The sequence below is a fragment of the Streptomyces sp. NPDC093591 genome (assembly GCF_044764885.1).
Lineage (GTDB): Bacteria > Actinomycetota > Actinomycetes > Streptomycetales > Streptomycetaceae > Streptomyces.
In genome coordinates this window covers 140,311-153,569 of record NZ_JBIWIY010000018.1, presented here as the reverse complement: position 1 = coordinate 153,569, position 13,259 = coordinate 140,311, and the positions used below count along the sequence as shown (strand labels likewise).

Genomic DNA, 13,259 nt, shown 5'->3' with positions numbered 1-13,259 from the left:
CGCCGCCCCCAGTGACTGGCTAGCCGGCCCTATGCGCCGTTGCCCGCCGCCAGCGAAGCGCTGATCCGACTGGCGGTGAATCCCGTGCCGCACACGAATCGCAGCAACGGCCCGAAGGTGGGAGCGGCAGCCAACCCCGCGAAGTACAGACCCGGCACCGATGCCTGGAAGTCGGCGGACAGCCGCGGCGCACCGGCCAGTTGAGGCGGATCGGCGGCGCCCTTGCGCACCGCCCGGCGCAGCTCCGGGCTCAGCAGTTCCATCCGGTCGATGTCGACCAGGTATCCGGTCCCCGCGATGACGTGGTCGGCGTGCAGGGCCTCCACGGCTCCACCCGGATTCCGTACCTCCAGCCGCACCCCGCCGTTCTCGCGCGCCGCCGAGTGCAGGCTACGGCCGGACAGGACCGGGACACGGCCCTGCACACGCTCCCGGAGCCACCAAGCCCCGGACGGCCCCAGGACCGTACGCAGCAGGTGGGCACGGATGCGGGCCGGCATGCGCCGGATGGCCGCGGGCCCGCGGCTGCAGACCACCAGCGGCCATCCGGTGCCCATCACGGCCTCCGGCCACAGCAGTCGAGCATGGAGCGAACGGTCCCGCGCCCAGTCGGCCTCGGGGGGAGGACCGAAGGACGGACGCGTGCGGGCGACCACGGTGGGCCGCGCTCCGGCCTCGTGCAGCAGAGCAGAGGTCTCCAACGCCGACTGGCCGCCTCCCACCACGACGACGCTCCGGCCCGCGAACACCGACAGATCCGTGTGGTCCGCCGTGTGGGAGACAAGGCCGTGCTCTCGCAGCCCGGTCAACTCGCGCGGTACGTACGCGAAGGGGCTGACACCCGTGGCGACGACGACAGCCGGAGCGGTGAACTCCTCCCCGGAGTCCAACGTGACCCGGAACCGGCCGGCGTGGGCACGGTCGATGCCGCGCACCACGGTCCGTTCCAGCTCGGGGACACAGTTCTGCTGGAACCAGAGCCCGTAGCGCACGAACTCCGAAAGCGGCACCGGTTCCCGCTCTCGGCCGGGGTGGCGTCCCTCCTGAGCTCGGAACGAACCGAGCCCATACCCCGGAGCGGGGGCGGAGATCGACGAAGAGAACGGGGACGACTTGAGGTACATCTCGCGCGGCATGTGCGAGCGCCAGCCCTCCATCGGCTCACCGAAGATCCGGTACGGCACTCGGCGGGCCTGGAGGTGGGCGGCGATGGAGAGCCCGTAGGGGCCTGCTCCCAGCACGGCGACTTTGGCGTCTCCTGGAGGCTTCATGATTCTCGGCGACCTTCCCACCAGCGACTTCTTGACTATTCCCCCATATCGGGCGTATGTATATATACATCGTAAACATACGCGATACGGCAATCAAGACCGGCCAAGAGGTGAGGTAGCGAGCCGTGGCCGTCGTAGACGAAACGAGCAGCACTGGACCGGCGCGGGCCGTGAGGAGGATGCGCGAGCGCCATCGCCGCGGATCTTCGGTCCCGGGCCTGCTCGCGGTCGACACGATTGCCGCGACCGTCGCGGCGGGCGGGGTGTATCTGCTCTTCCATCGCTGGTTCGTCCCGGCCGCGCTGTACCCGCTGTGGCTCCTGGCCCTGGCGTCACAGCGGTTGTACGGAGCGGACGCCGACGCGGAAGGCTTGCGACGGATCCTGCGGGCGGCCTGCCTGGCCGCCGCCGCGGCCGGCGCCGCATGGTGGTTCGCACCGCGCGACGAGCTGCTGCACGACGCTCTGATCGCACTGCCGCTCGCCGCCGGGCTGACGTACGGTTTGCGTCGCTGCCTGCAGGCGCGGTTGCGCATCGGCGCAGGCCGGGGCCGGAACGCCGACCGGGTGCTCGTGCTCGGACCCGACGAGTCCGCCGCCGAGTTGATCGCGGCACTACGGAGAGGGCGCCCCGGGCCGCAGGTCGTCGGCGTCTGCCGCACCGGCCAGGCGGCCTCCGACGGCGATGCCGTGGACCTGCTCAAGGCGGTACGGCTGACCGGCTGTGACGCGGTCATCGCGCTGCCGGGCCCCGAGCTGTGTGCCGCGAGACTGCGGCGGCTGTCCTGGGAGCTGCGGGCGGCGGGCGTCGACCTGATGCTCGCGCCGGTCCTGGCCGACATCGCGGCCTGGAGGCTGACCGTGCGTCCGGTCGCCGGAGTGCCCCTGCTGCAGCTGCGCGCGCCCCGGTTCTGCGCGCTGTCCCGCCTGCCCAAAGAGCTGACGGACCGTCTACTGGCCTTGCTGGGAATACTGTTGCTGGCTCCGTTGATGATGGCCATCGGCGCGTGGGTACGGCTCGACAGCCCGGGGCCCGCGTTCTTCCGGGAGCGCAGAATCGGGCGCGACAGCCGTGAATTCACTCTCCTGAAGTTCCGGACGATGCACCGTGGCGCGGAGCGGCGCAAGCTCGAACTCGCCCACCTCAACCTCTACGGCGGCGACCGGTTCTTCAAGATCGCCGATGACCCGCGCGTCACCAGAGCGGGCTCGTTCCTGCGCTCGTCGTCCCTGGACGAACTGCCGCAGCTGTTCAATGTGGTGGCAGGCCATATGTCCCTCGTCGGTCCGCGGCCTCTGGTGAAGGACGAAGTCGCCGCCCTGAGCGAGGACGGGAGCCACCGGCTTCTGGTGAAGCCGGGTATGAGCGGATTGTGGCAGGTCAGTGGCCGTTCCTGCCTGCCCGCCGAGGAGCGGGAGCGTCTCGATGTGAGCTACGTCGAGAACTGGTCGCCCGCCCTGGACCTGTCCATCTTGCTGCGGACGCCGTCCGCGGTCGTGCGCCGGACCGGCGCATGCTGACACATGTCATCGGCGTGACCCGCAGTCCGCAACGTCGCACCGAAGGAGCCCCCATGAGCGACCCCGTACCGGCACTGCTCGTCAAGGTGGGGCGTTTTCCCCAGCTCCATGGGGGCCTTGGGGTTGTGCGCACCCTGGGGCGGATCGGGGTCCCGGCGTACGCCATGGTCGAGGACCGTTTCACACCGGCCGCCCTCTCACGCCATCTCGCCGGCCGCTTCATCCGCCCGACGACCGGGGCGGAGGACGCGTCGGAACTGGTCTCGACCCTGCTGCAGATCGGACGCGAGATCGGTCGCCCCACCGTCGCCGTGGCGGAGGGAGACGAGGCCGCGGTGCTGCTGGCGGAGAACGCCGATCGCCTGGCGGAATGGTTCGTGCTGCCCCCCGTTCCGCCCGCCCTGCCCCGCAGGCTGGCGAGCAAGGAGGGGCTGCACCGGATCTGCCAGGAGCAGGAGGTGCCCACTCCCCGGACGCGATCGCCGGTCGACCGCGCCGAGCTCGTCGCGGTGAGTCGCGAATGGGGCTTTCCCGTGGTGCTGAAGGACAGGGAGCCGTTCACCAAGTTGGAGGACTCCGCCATGGGGCACACCACGGTCGTTCGCGACGAGGACGAATTGCTCGCCCGGTGCGGGGCGGCCGAGTCTCCCTCCGTCATCGTGCAGGAGTACATCCCTCTCGAGCTTGCCGAGGAATGGTTCACCCACCTCTATTGCAGCGCAGGGGGCGTACCCCGGCTCGTCTTCACGGGGCACAAGCTCCGCTCCTGGCCACCCAAGTCAGGACTCACCACCCGGGCGCGGGCCCGGCCCAACCCCACCCTGGCGACGCTGGCCGCCGAACTGTGCCGTGCGATCGGCTACTGCGGGATCGCCGACCTGGACTGGCGGTTCGACCGGCGCGACGGGCGCTACAAGCTGGTGGATTTCAACCCTCGGTTCGGGCAGCAGTTCCGCCTCTTCAGCACCGCGCAGGACATGGACGTGGTCCGTGCCATGTACCTGGACCTGACAGGTCAGTACACAGCCGACGGGTCACAGATCCACGGCCGGGGTTTCATCGTGGGCAATCTCGATGCGGTGTCGGCCGCGGTGACCGCCTGGCGCGAACGCCGGCTCCCGGCGGCGCTGCCGCGACGGAATCTCGAACGGGCCTGGCTTTGCCGGGACGATCCCGTGCCCGCGATCGCCGAGGCGGTGCGCTTCAGCGGCACCGTGGCACGGCGGCTCACGAAACCGCTGCGCGCCAAGGTCGCTCCGTCCCAGGCTGCTCCTGCCAAGGCCGCTCCTTCCAAGGCCGCTCCTTCCAAGGGGGTTCCGGCGGACGAGGGTGCGCTGCGGCAGGACGACGTCCCGGCTCGGGGAGGTCCGCACCTGCCGCTGAAGGGGGCAGCGCCGTGAGGCGGGCCATCCTGCACATCGCGCAGCCGAGCGAGGCAGGTGTCGCGCGAGTGGTCACGGACCTGGCGGCCGGGCAGTGCGCGAACGGCGACCAGGTGATCGTGGCGTGTCCGGTCACCGGCACGCTGTGGTGGACCGCCGCGCGGCGCGGGGCCCGGGTAGTGCAGTGGGACGCCGTGCGCTCCCCTGGTCCGGCCCTCGCGCGCGAGATTGCCGGAGTGCGGCGCATAGTCGACATGGTGCGTCCGGACGTGGTGCACCTGCACAGCGCGAAGGCGGGCCTCGCGGGACGCCTGGCGATACGCGGGCGCCTTCCGACCGTCTATCAGCCGCACGCCTGGTCGTTCGATGCCGTGTCCGCGGCTCTGCGCACTGTCGCGGTGCAGTGGGAGAGGGCGGGAGCGCGATGGGCGCACCAGGTGGTGTGCGTCAGCGACGGCGAGCGTGCCCACGGGGTCGCCGTGGGCATCCGGTCCCGGTACACCGTCGTACGCAACGGGGTGGACCTGGCTTGGTGCGGCCCGCCGGACGCCTCTTCACGCGAAGCCGCCCGGTGCCGGCTCGGCGTCCGCGTCACCGGACCACTGGCCGTGTGCGTGGCCCGCCTTTGCCGTCAGAAGGGGCAGGACGTGCTGCTCGACGCCTGGGCGGAGCTCGAGAAACGGATGCCGCAGGCGCGGCTGGTCCTCGTCGGGGGCGGGCCGGACCAATCGGCCCTGGCAGCACGGGCATCCCCGACCGTCGGGTTCGCCGGAGCCGTCGCCGACCCTCGCGACTGGTATATCGCGGCCGATGTCGTGGTTCTGGCCTCTCGCTGGGAAGCGGGAATGGCGCTCGCCCCCATGGAAGCCATGGCCTGCTCCCGCCCCGTCGTCGTCACCGACGTGCCGGGAGCGCGCGAAGTCCTCCCGCCCCGTCATGTGCCGTTCGCCGTCGTGCCGCTGGAGGATTCTGCTGCGCTCGCCGCCGCCATGGCACGCCTGCTGACCGATCCGGTGACCAGCCGTGCGCTCGGCGAGGAGGCACAGGCACACATCCGCTGCCACTACGACGTACGGCGGGTCGTCGAGCACATGTACACCGTGTACGGCGAAGCGCGCCGTGTCTGGGCCACGGGCCGCACGGCCTGAACCGTACGTCGGTCGCCGGCCGCCGGCGCGCGGGAATCCGGTGCCCGGGCGCCGCACACGTGGTCATGACCGTTGCGCGAAGCCGATCAGTGAGTGCAGGGCGGGGCGCAGCAGCGGGACTGCCCCGGACATCCGGCGGATGGTGGGGTAGCCCCGCCAGGTCTTCACCCGGAAGGTCGCGTCGACCTCGGTGGCGTTGATGTCGACCCGCCGGACGGCGTAGCGCCCGGCGGCGTCGTGCACGCTGAACGCGATCTCGAACCCGGCTTCGGCCACTGCTCTGCGTGCGGCGGCGTCGTGCGTTCCGTAGGGGTAGGCGAAGGCACGAGCGCGCTTGCCGGTGATGTCGGCCAACACCGCCGGTGCGTCCACGAGATTGCGGGCGAGGGTCCCGGTCCCGGCGTTCACCAGGTCGCTGTGGTCCCATCCGTGGCATTCGACGTCCAGGCCTGCATCAGCGAGTGCGCGCACGCCTGCGGCGTCGAGCAAGGGCTCATCCGGCATTTCGGCCATCCACGCGGAGGTGCCTCCGAGTACGCCGCTGAGCACGAAAGCGGTGGCCGGAAACCCCAGCTTGCGCAGGACCGGCAGGCCCTCGTCCAACAGGGCCTGGTAGCCGTCGTCGAACGTCACGAGCACGCTTCGCCTGGGGAAACGACCGTGCAGGTACCGGTCGAGGGTCAGAGGCGTCCAGCCCCGGTCGAGGAGCCCTCGCAGTTGTCTGTAGAGCGTGTCCGGTGGGACGAACAGGCAGAACGGGTCCTGGCGCGCGGAGCGTCTGCCGACGCCGTGGTACATCAGAACCAGTGCCTGCCTGGCCGTGAGGGTATGACTCATCGGGGACCTCCTCCGTCCGGACCGCCCGCGACAGCACTGTCCGATCTCATGCACCGGACCAGTCCACGCGCGGCCCCGGCCACCTTGGCGAGGTCGCGCACCGCTGCGGCGAAGGGGACGAGCGGCAGCGCCGCCCAGTGCCGTCGACGGACGACCCTGGTGAGCGGCAGTGACAGGTACGCCGCGAACGCGGTGGTCGCTACGGACCGGGCGCGTGGCCCCTTCACCACCGCGGCGAGGGCGAGGGCGTAAGCGAACGCTCTGGCCACGTCCCGGCCCACCAGGTACGGTCTCGCCGAACGTCCGTCGCCCTCGCCGTAACGGAAGTACATCGCCGCTGTCCGCCGTAGCGTCGGCCGCTGTTCCCAGCTCACCTCGGCGGAGGTGGCCAGGACCGCGCGGTGGCCGGCCGCGACCACCGCACGACCGAAGAGCACGTCCTCGGAAGTCCGCAGGTGCTCGGGGAAGCCCCCGGCGTCCTGCCAGGCAGCGCGGGAGAAGGCCATCGAACGCCCGGTCGGCATGGTCGCGTCGAGCCCCCGGCCGAAGAGCCGGAAGTACACGCGGGTCCAGGGTCCGGGATGACGGGCCTCCTCGGGGACCGGATAGCCCACAGCCGCCATGGCCCGGGCCGGCGCTCCGTGGCCGTCCACCCGGTAGACGCCGGTGATCAGGTCGGCCGGGTCGGGCTCTGCCGCCGCGGCGCGCAGTTGGGCCAGCCAGTCCGGATCGGGGTAACAGCCCGCGTCGGTGCAGGCGATCAGCGAGTTGCCCGCCGCTTGCACGCCGGCGTTGCGGCCGGCCGAGATACCCGAGCCGGGACGCCTGAGCAGGCGGATCCGGGCATCCTTCGAGACCCACGCCTCGACCCGGTCAGCCGTGCCGTCGGTCGAGCCGCCGTCGACGACGACGATCTCGTCCCCGTTCTCCACCAGTTGGGGAACCAGCAGGCCGAGCAGCCGCTCGATCACGTCAGCCTCGTTGAGCACGGTGGTCACCACCGAGACCGGCGCGGTCCCGGTGAGCCCCGCACCGGGCAGCCGAGCGGCCTCGGACAGGATCCGCACCAGTTGTCCGGCGCACTCGGCCGGGCCCGGATGAGTGGCCGTCAGACGCTGTCCCACCGCGCCCATGGCGATACGGGTGTCGCGGTCGGCCAGGCGCCGCAGCGCCAGGCCCACCTCGGCGGAGTCGCCGGGCGGTACGGCGATTCCGGCCTGTGGCGCACCCGGCTGCGCCACTCGGTCGGCGACGGGGCCCGGTGTGGTGATCACCGGGACCGCGGAGCGCATCGCCTCCAGCGCGACGGCACCGAACCCCTCCGGATGGGGCATCGCCGGGGTGGGCTTGGTCAGCACCGCGGCCGCGTCGGCCCCGGGAATGATCCGCCAGGCGTCCTGAATCCAGCCCGTGAAGTCGACGCGGTCGCCCACTCCGAGGCCGTCGGCCAACTGCGAGAGCCGGCTCTGCTGGCCCGGTTCGGCCGGATCCTCACCCCCGACCACGGCCAGTCGCCAGCGTCGGCCGCCGGGCTTCGCCAAGGCCTCGATCGCGTCGTCCACGCCCTTGTTGGCGACCAGACGGCTGACGGTCAGCAACAGCGGCTCGTCGTGGCCGTCGAGCCGCGCGCCGTGTCGTACCAGTTCCTCTCGGGCGGCCTCGCGGGGCAATGCGGTGCCCTCCGGCGCGGGGAACGGTACGAGTACGGCCCGGGGATGCCGCGAGGCGACGACGAGCCCCTCCGCGGTCGCCACGCAGTCGTCGGTGAGCATGGCCAGGAGCTTCATCAGACGGGGGTGGGTGTAGTCGTGCTTGGCCCACACGCATCGCACCCCGGTGAGCCACGCGGCCGGGCCGCACACGCACGCCGCTTTGATCCCGTTGGCGAGGACCACGTCCGGCCGGTCCGCCCGCAACCGGCGTGCGAGTGACATCGCGGAGGCCGCGATCGCCGCTCCGGTCCGGCCCGTGGGACACGTGACGCAGGGCACGCCCCTGCGCCGGAACTGCTCGTCCAGGGGTCCCTTCCCCAGCATCACCGCGTCCACGTCCAGCCGGTCGGTCGCGTCCAGCAGCGACAGCAACCAGAGTTCCGCACCGCCGAGGATTCCGGCGGTCGTGACCACCGTGACGCGCAGTGGACGGTTCATACGTCCCACCCCTCAGCGAGAGGACGAGTCAGATTTCATGGGCAGAACAGTTCCCATGGCGAAATTCCACGTGCTCACAGAGGCAATGGAGTGCGTCGAGGTCGACGGGCGCGCGGCCTACAGCTCACGCGTACATTTACGATGTATACGTACAAAATTATCCCGGTAGGTGCCTGCAGTCAAGACGCCACTTCGGGGGTTCCGGCAGGCTCCGCCGTGGGCGTGTTCGGGCGCCCCGGCGAGTCGAGGATGCCGTCCTCGACGGTTACCGGCCGTTCACCAAGGAGACCCACGACCGGCCGGCGGATCGCAGGCGCGGCAGACCATTGAGGCCGGGCGGCGGCCCGGCGGTCGAAGGTGGGGCTGCAGCCAAAAACGTCCAGCGGGTCTGCCATGATCGGCAGACCCGCTGGTCGACACCGTCGGGACGACAGGATTTGAACCTGCGACCCCTTGACCCCCAGTCAAGTGCGCTACCAAGCTGCGCCACGTCCCGGTGCCGTCTGACCTGGGGTTTCCCCCGGCCGAACGCGCATGGAAACAATACCGCACTCGGGTCGGTGGTCGCGCACTCCTTTATCCGGGGTGGCCGGGATGTCCGAGGCACGCAGGGCGGATGATCACTCTCCCGTCGACAGGCCCAACTCGGGGTAGGCATCCAGCAGGCGCGGCGGTGCGGCCTGGCGCCAGGAGTCGGCGAGGATGTCACGCAGTTCGTCCTCGTCCTCGACGGCGGCGAGCCGGGCCCGCACCCAGGCGAACTGCGCCTCGTGGTCGGCGATCCAGAACTTCTCCGGCTCGGCCAGGACGAGTTCGTCGCGCTCCTCCTTGGGGCAGCGCACCGCGAGGGAGGTCTCGTCCTCGGGCAGCGTGGCGAACATCTTGCCCGCGACCCGGAACGTGGGCATGCTCCAGGCGATCTTCTCCGTCGTGTCCGGCAGAGAAAGGGCGATACGGCGTACGTCTTCGGCATCCGGCATGAGACGCACGGTAGCGGCCGGCACTGACAAACACCTGGCGAGAGGGGCGCCGGTCTGCCTGGGGCGGCCCCTAGAAGCTGAAGGTCATGAACGCCCCGAGCCCGCGCTCGGCTGCCGCGCAGAAGAACTCGACCAGTTCCTCGTAGGCGTACTCGAGCCAGCCCAGCTCACCCTCGGGATCGAATTTCCACATGTTGGGGTACACGTCGTCCTTCGCCATCCGCTCCGCGTCGTAGTGGGCCGCCAACCGCTCCCAGGGGGTCTCCCGCAGTTGCCCCGCCAGGCTCTCGACCTGTTCCGCGGTCCACCCGAACAGGGTGCCGTCCTCCAGGATCATGGACCCGTCCATCAGGAACTCGGGCCCCACCCTCGCCTCGTCGAACAGGAACTGGAGGCCGCCCCAAGCCTTGTCCGGCCCGCCGTAGGGACGGTCCGGTGCCGGGAAGTTGTCGCTGTCGTACAACTGGTAGACGTATTCATCGGCCCAGTCAGGGTCCTTCTCCGCCCTGTCCAGCTCCTGCGTCGTCGCGCTGATGAACGAAATGCTCACGCCCATGCCAGGCAATCCCCCTTGGCGTACCGCCTGTTCGACCCTTTGTCGATCAACGACGGGGAGTGTTCCACGCGGCACTGACAACGGGACGGCCGGTCACAGGCGCTTGTAGTAGATCGTCGTGGGGCGCATGACTCCGGCCGGGCTCGCCGCGTAGTCGGGGATCGCCCCGACCCGGGTCCAGCCGGCCGAGTCGTACAGGTTCTCGGCGTGGCTGTCGGTCTCGGTATCAAGGTGGAGGAGGGTGATCCCGGCGCCTTTCGCCGCCTGTTCCGCGGTCGTCAGGAGCCTGCGGCCGAGACCCTGCCCCCGCGCGTCCCGGTGGACCATGAGCTTGACCAGTTCGGCGCGGTGGCGGCTGTTGGGTTTGTCAGGGAAGTCCAGGCTGACCGTGCCGATGGTTCGCCCGCCCTCCCGCGCCACCCACACGGCCAGCCGCCCGGCGCCGACGCCTGCCGCGCGGTCCTTCCACCAGGCCGTGGCCGCCGTACGGCCCAGGGGGGCGAGGAAGCCGACGGAGGCACCGTCTTCCACGGTCTCCACCAGCAGGTCGGCCAACTCCTCGATCTGTCCCAGCAGTTGGGCTTCGTCCAGTCGCGTCACGATCACGGCAGCACCACCGCCAGGAGGTACCGCACCTCTCCGGATCCCGTACACCGGAAGCGCGTCGCTCCCCACACCCGCATCCGCAGGCAGTCCCCGGCGCCGAGGCGGTGCTCGACGTCCTGGACCGTCACGCCGAGTTCCCCTTCCAGCACCCAGATGTGCTGCTCCAACCCCGGTACGGGCGGCCGGTCGTAGGCGATGTCGGCGCCCGCGGTGAGCCGTCCTTCGACGAGTTCGGCACGCAGCCCGGCGTGCGGCGGCGACACGGACCGTCGTACGAATCCGGAGGCGCGGTCCTGCCACACCTGCTGCTCGGGCGCCCGCAGCAGCAGTGCGGGCTCGGACTCGACCTCGCTGAGCAGTTGGGACATGGTCCGGCCGTAGACGTGGCACAGCCGGTTCAGCAGCGCGGCCGTGGGGCTGGTCTCCGCCCGCTCGGCCCGGGACAGGGTCGAGCGGCTGATGCCGGTGCGCTCCGCCAACTCCCCGAGCGACCAGCCGCGTTCGGCCCGCAACTCGGCCAGGCGGGCACCGAGGCGGGTGTCGACCGCGTCCGGGGCGGGGTCGGGCGGGACGGGGTCCGGGGTGTCGCCGCCCCGACCTGAGGTCTGTCTCATATCCGGGAAGCTATCCCATATATGAAACGACAGCGTTACGGGAGGCTCACTCTCCCGCCGCCTCCCCCAGCGCCTCCAGCACCGGCCGGATCAGCGGGTGCTCCTCGGCGCCCCGGCGCACGGCCGCGAAGACCCGGCGCGTGGGCGCGACCCCGTCCACGGGCCGTACGACGACGCCCGTGAGGTCCATGCCGCGCAGCGCCGAGCGCGGTACGAGCGCCACGCCCGCGTCGGCCGAGGCGAGGGCCACGACCGCGCGGAAGTCGTCCGAGGAGTGTTCCAGGCGGGGCTGGAAGCCGGCGTTCTCGCAGGCCAGGACCACCACGTCGTGGCAGGGATTGCCGGGATAGGGGCCGATCCACGGGTCCTTGGCCAGCTCGGCGAGCGGAACCTCGGCCGCGTCGGCCAGCCGGTGGCTCACCGGGACGACCGCGTCGAAGGGCTCGGCGTACAGCGGGACGTGGGACAGGCGCGGATCGTCGGCGGGCGGTGCCCCCCGGTACTCGACGGCCACCGCGATGTCGATCTGCCGGTCCAGCACCATCGGCAGGCTGGCGTCGCCCTCGGCGTCCTGGACGCGGATGCGGATGCCCGGGGACGTCCTGGCGAGGCGGGCCACCGCCGGCGCGACGACCTGGGCGATGCCGGTCGCGAAGGAGGCCACCGTGACCGTGCCGGCCGCGCCCGAGCTGTACGCCGCGAGCTCGGCCTCCGCCCGCTCCAGCTGGGCGAGGACGGCGTTGGTGTGGCTGAGCAGGATCTCGCCGGCCGGGGTCAGTCGTACGCCCTTGGCGCCGCGCTCCACCAGGCGGTGGCCCGTCTCCTGTTCGAGGGCCGTGAGCTGCTGGGAGACCGCCGACGGGGTCAGATACAGCGCGGCGGCAGCCGCCGTCACCGTGCGGTGGTCGGCCACCGCACGGAGGATGTGGAGCCGCCGCGCTTCGATCATGAGATCGATTATCGCAATATGTCCGGGCCGGCCGGACGTCAGGCTTCCAGTTCCGCCCGGGCCGCTACGAAGGCGTCCACGGCACGGTCGACGTCGTCCGTCGAGTGCGCGGCGGACAGCTGGACACGGATGCGGGCCTGGCCCTGCGGCACGACCGGGTACGAGAAGCCGATCACGTACACGCCCCGCTCCAGCAGCAGTTCCGCCAGCCGGCTCGCCTTGGCCGCGTCGCCGATCATCACGGGGGCGATGGCGTGCTCGCCGGGGAGGATCTCGAAGCCCTCCTCGGTCATCCGGCGGCGGAACAGCGCGGTGTTCTCGTTCAGCCGCACGCGCAGGTCGTCTGCCGACTCCAGCAGGTCGAGGACCTTGAGCGAGGCCGCCGCGATCACCGGGGCGAGGGTGTTGGAGAAGAGATACGGCCGTGAGCGCTGGCGCAGCAGGGCGACGATCTCGGCGCGGGCCGCCACGTAGCCACCGGACGCGCCGCCGAGTGCCTTGCCGAGGGTGCCGGTGATGATGTCGACGCGCTCCATGACGCCGTGCAGCTCGGGCGTGCCGCGGCCGCCGGGGCCGACGAAGCCGACGGCGTGCGAGTCGTCGACCATGACCATGGCGTCGTAGCGGTCGGCGAGGTCGCAGATCTCCCGCAGCGGGGCCACATAGCCGTCCATGGAGAAGACGCCGTCGGTGACGATCAGCCGGCGCCGGGCGTCCGACGCGTCCTTCAACTGCCGCTCCAGGTCCGCCAGATCGCGGTTGGCGTAGCGGAAGCGGCGGGCCTTGGACAGGCGGATGCCGTCGATGATCGACGCGTGGTTCAGCGCGTCGGAGATCACCGCGTCCTCCGGGCCGAGCAACGTCTCGAACACGCCGCCGTTGGCGTCGAAGCAGGAGGAGTACAGGATCGTGTCCTCCTGCCCGAGGAACGCGGACAGCCGCGCCTCCAGCTCCTTGTGCACCTCCTGCGTGCCGCAGATGAAGCGGACCGAGGCCATGCCGTAGCCCCAGCGGTCCAGGGCCTCGTGGGCGGCGGCGATCACCTCGGGGTGGTCGGCGAGACCGAGGTAGTTGTTGGCACAGAAGTTGAGGACCTCGCCCGGGCGGCCGCCCGCGGTGACGTCGACGGTCGCCGACTGCGGGGTGCCGATCACACGCTCGGGCTTGTGCAGGCCGGCCGCGCGGATCTCGTCGAGGGTGGCGCGCAGGTCGTCGCGCACGGAGTCGAACATCGGAAGTCTCCTGA

The 13,259-nt window shown here is 71.0% G+C and carries 12 protein-coding genes and 1 tRNA gene; 3 read left to right on the top strand and 10 right to left on the bottom strand.

Annotation, left to right across the window (positions count from 1 at the left end):
• Positions 1-29 precede the first annotated feature (29 nt).
• Positions 30-1,271: an FAD-dependent oxidoreductase gene (locus tag ACIREI_RS33970; RefSeq protein WP_403341196.1), complete on the bottom strand. Its 1,242-nt coding sequence runs from the start codon at positions 1,269-1,271 to the stop codon at positions 30-32.
• Positions 1,272-1,450: 179 nt separating this feature from the next.
• Between ACIREI_RS33970 and ACIREI_RS33965 the strand changes: the two genes are divergently transcribed.
• Genes ACIREI_RS33965 through ACIREI_RS33955 form a run of 3 tightly spaced genes read left to right on the top strand, consistent with a single transcriptional unit; the run spans position 1,451 to position 5,321 of the window.
• Entirely contained in the window at positions 1,451-2,791 is a 1,341-nt protein-coding gene (locus ACIREI_RS33965) for an exopolysaccharide biosynthesis polyprenyl glycosylphosphotransferase (protein WP_403341193.1), read from the top strand.
• A gap of 53 nt (positions 2,792-2,844) precedes the next feature.
• Positions 2,845-4,191, top strand: coding sequence for an ATP-grasp domain-containing protein (locus ACIREI_RS33960; protein ID WP_403341190.1), 1,347 nt, complete (start codon positions 2,845-2,847; stop codon positions 4,189-4,191).
• Entirely contained in the window at positions 4,188-5,321 is a 1,134-nt protein-coding gene (locus ACIREI_RS33955; RefSeq protein ID WP_403341187.1) for a glycosyltransferase, read from the top strand. The genes ACIREI_RS33960 and ACIREI_RS33955 overlap by 4 nt, the downstream gene beginning before the upstream one ends.
• A gap of 63 nt (positions 5,322-5,384) precedes the next feature.
• On the opposite strand, the gene ACIREI_RS33950 is transcribed toward ACIREI_RS33955, so the two are convergent.
• The 9 genes from ACIREI_RS33950 to ACIREI_RS33910 form a co-directional block, all read right to left on the bottom strand.
• Positions 5,385-6,158 (bottom strand): polysaccharide deacetylase family protein, encoded by a 774-nt coding sequence (locus tag ACIREI_RS33950; protein ID WP_403341184.1) that lies wholly within the window; start codon positions 6,156-6,158, stop codon positions 5,385-5,387.
• Positions 6,155-8,308: a glycosyltransferase gene (locus tag ACIREI_RS33945; protein ID WP_403341182.1), complete on the bottom strand. Its 2,154-nt coding sequence runs from the start codon at positions 8,306-8,308 to the stop codon at positions 6,155-6,157. The genes ACIREI_RS33950 and ACIREI_RS33945 overlap by 4 nt, the downstream gene beginning before the upstream one ends.
• A gap of 422 nt (positions 8,309-8,730) precedes the next feature.
• Positions 8,731-8,804 (bottom strand) — tRNA-Pro (locus tag ACIREI_RS33940).
• 124 nt (positions 8,805-8,928) lie between these two features.
• The gene (locus ACIREI_RS33935) at positions 8,929-9,288 is read right to left on the bottom strand and encodes an MmcQ/YjbR family DNA-binding protein (RefSeq protein ID WP_403341179.1); all 360 of its coding nucleotides are present in this window, start codon (positions 9,286-9,288) and stop codon (positions 8,929-8,931) included.
• A gap of 70 nt (positions 9,289-9,358) precedes the next feature.
• Complete coding sequence (locus ACIREI_RS33930) at positions 9,359-9,844, bottom strand: YfbM family protein (RefSeq protein ID WP_403341176.1); 486 nt, start codon at positions 9,842-9,844, stop codon at positions 9,359-9,361.
• A gap of 93 nt (positions 9,845-9,937) precedes the next feature.
• Complete coding sequence (locus ACIREI_RS33925; RefSeq protein WP_403341173.1) at positions 9,938-10,450, bottom strand: GNAT family N-acetyltransferase; 513 nt, start codon at positions 10,448-10,450, stop codon at positions 9,938-9,940.
• On the bottom strand, positions 10,447-11,064 hold the full coding sequence (locus ACIREI_RS33920; RefSeq protein WP_403341170.1) for a helix-turn-helix domain-containing protein: 618 nt from the start codon (positions 11,062-11,064) through the stop codon (positions 10,447-10,449). Before ACIREI_RS33920 ends, ACIREI_RS33925 begins: the two co-directional genes overlap by 4 nt.
• Before the next feature lie 46 nt (positions 11,065-11,110).
• Positions 11,111-12,013, bottom strand: a complete 903-nt coding sequence (locus ACIREI_RS33915) for a LysR family transcriptional regulator (protein WP_403341167.1) — start codon at positions 12,011-12,013, stop codon at positions 11,111-11,113.
• Between the two features lie 38 nt (positions 12,014-12,051).
• A complete protein-coding gene (locus ACIREI_RS33910) occupies positions 12,052-13,245 on the bottom strand; it encodes a glycine C-acetyltransferase (RefSeq protein ID WP_403341164.1) in 1,194 nt (397 codons plus the stop codon).
• Positions 13,246-13,259 lie beyond the last annotated feature (14 nt).

Bases quoted from the DNA above. Each gene is read 5' to 3' on its own strand.
- ACIREI_RS33970 (WP_403341196.1), bottom strand. From the start codon at position 1,271: ATGAAGCCTCCAGGAGACGCCAAAGTCGCCGTGCTGGGAGCAGGCCCC.
- ACIREI_RS33965 (WP_403341193.1), top strand. From the start codon at position 1,451: ATGCGCGAGCGCCATCGCCGCGGATCTTCGGTCCCGGGCCTGCTCGCG.
- ACIREI_RS33960 (WP_403341190.1), top strand. From the start codon at position 2,845: ATGAGCGACCCCGTACCGGCACTGCTCGTCAAGGTGGGGCGTTTTCCC.
- ACIREI_RS33950 (WP_403341184.1), bottom strand. From the start codon at position 6,158: ATGAGTCATACCCTCACGGCCAGGCAGGCACTGGTTCTGATGTACCAC.
- ACIREI_RS33945 (WP_403341182.1), bottom strand. From the start codon at position 8,308: ATGAACCGTCCACTGCGCGTCACGGTGGTCACGACCGCCGGAATCCTC.
- ACIREI_RS33935 (WP_403341179.1), bottom strand. From the start codon at position 9,288: ATGCCGGATGCCGAAGACGTACGCCGTATCGCCCTTTCTCTGCCGGAC.
- ACIREI_RS33930 (WP_403341176.1), bottom strand. From the start codon at position 9,844: ATGGGCGTGAGCATTTCGTTCATCAGCGCGACGACGCAGGAGCTGGAC.
- ACIREI_RS33920 (WP_403341170.1), bottom strand. From the start codon at position 11,064: ATGAGACAGACCTCAGGTCGGGGCGGCGACACCCCGGACCCCGTCCCG.
- ACIREI_RS33915 (WP_403341167.1), bottom strand. From the start codon at position 12,013: ATGATCGAAGCGCGGCGGCTCCACATCCTCCGTGCGGTGGCCGACCAC.
- ACIREI_RS33910 (WP_403341164.1), bottom strand. From the start codon at position 13,245: ATGTTCGACTCCGTGCGCGACGACCTGCGCGCCACCCTCGACGAGATC.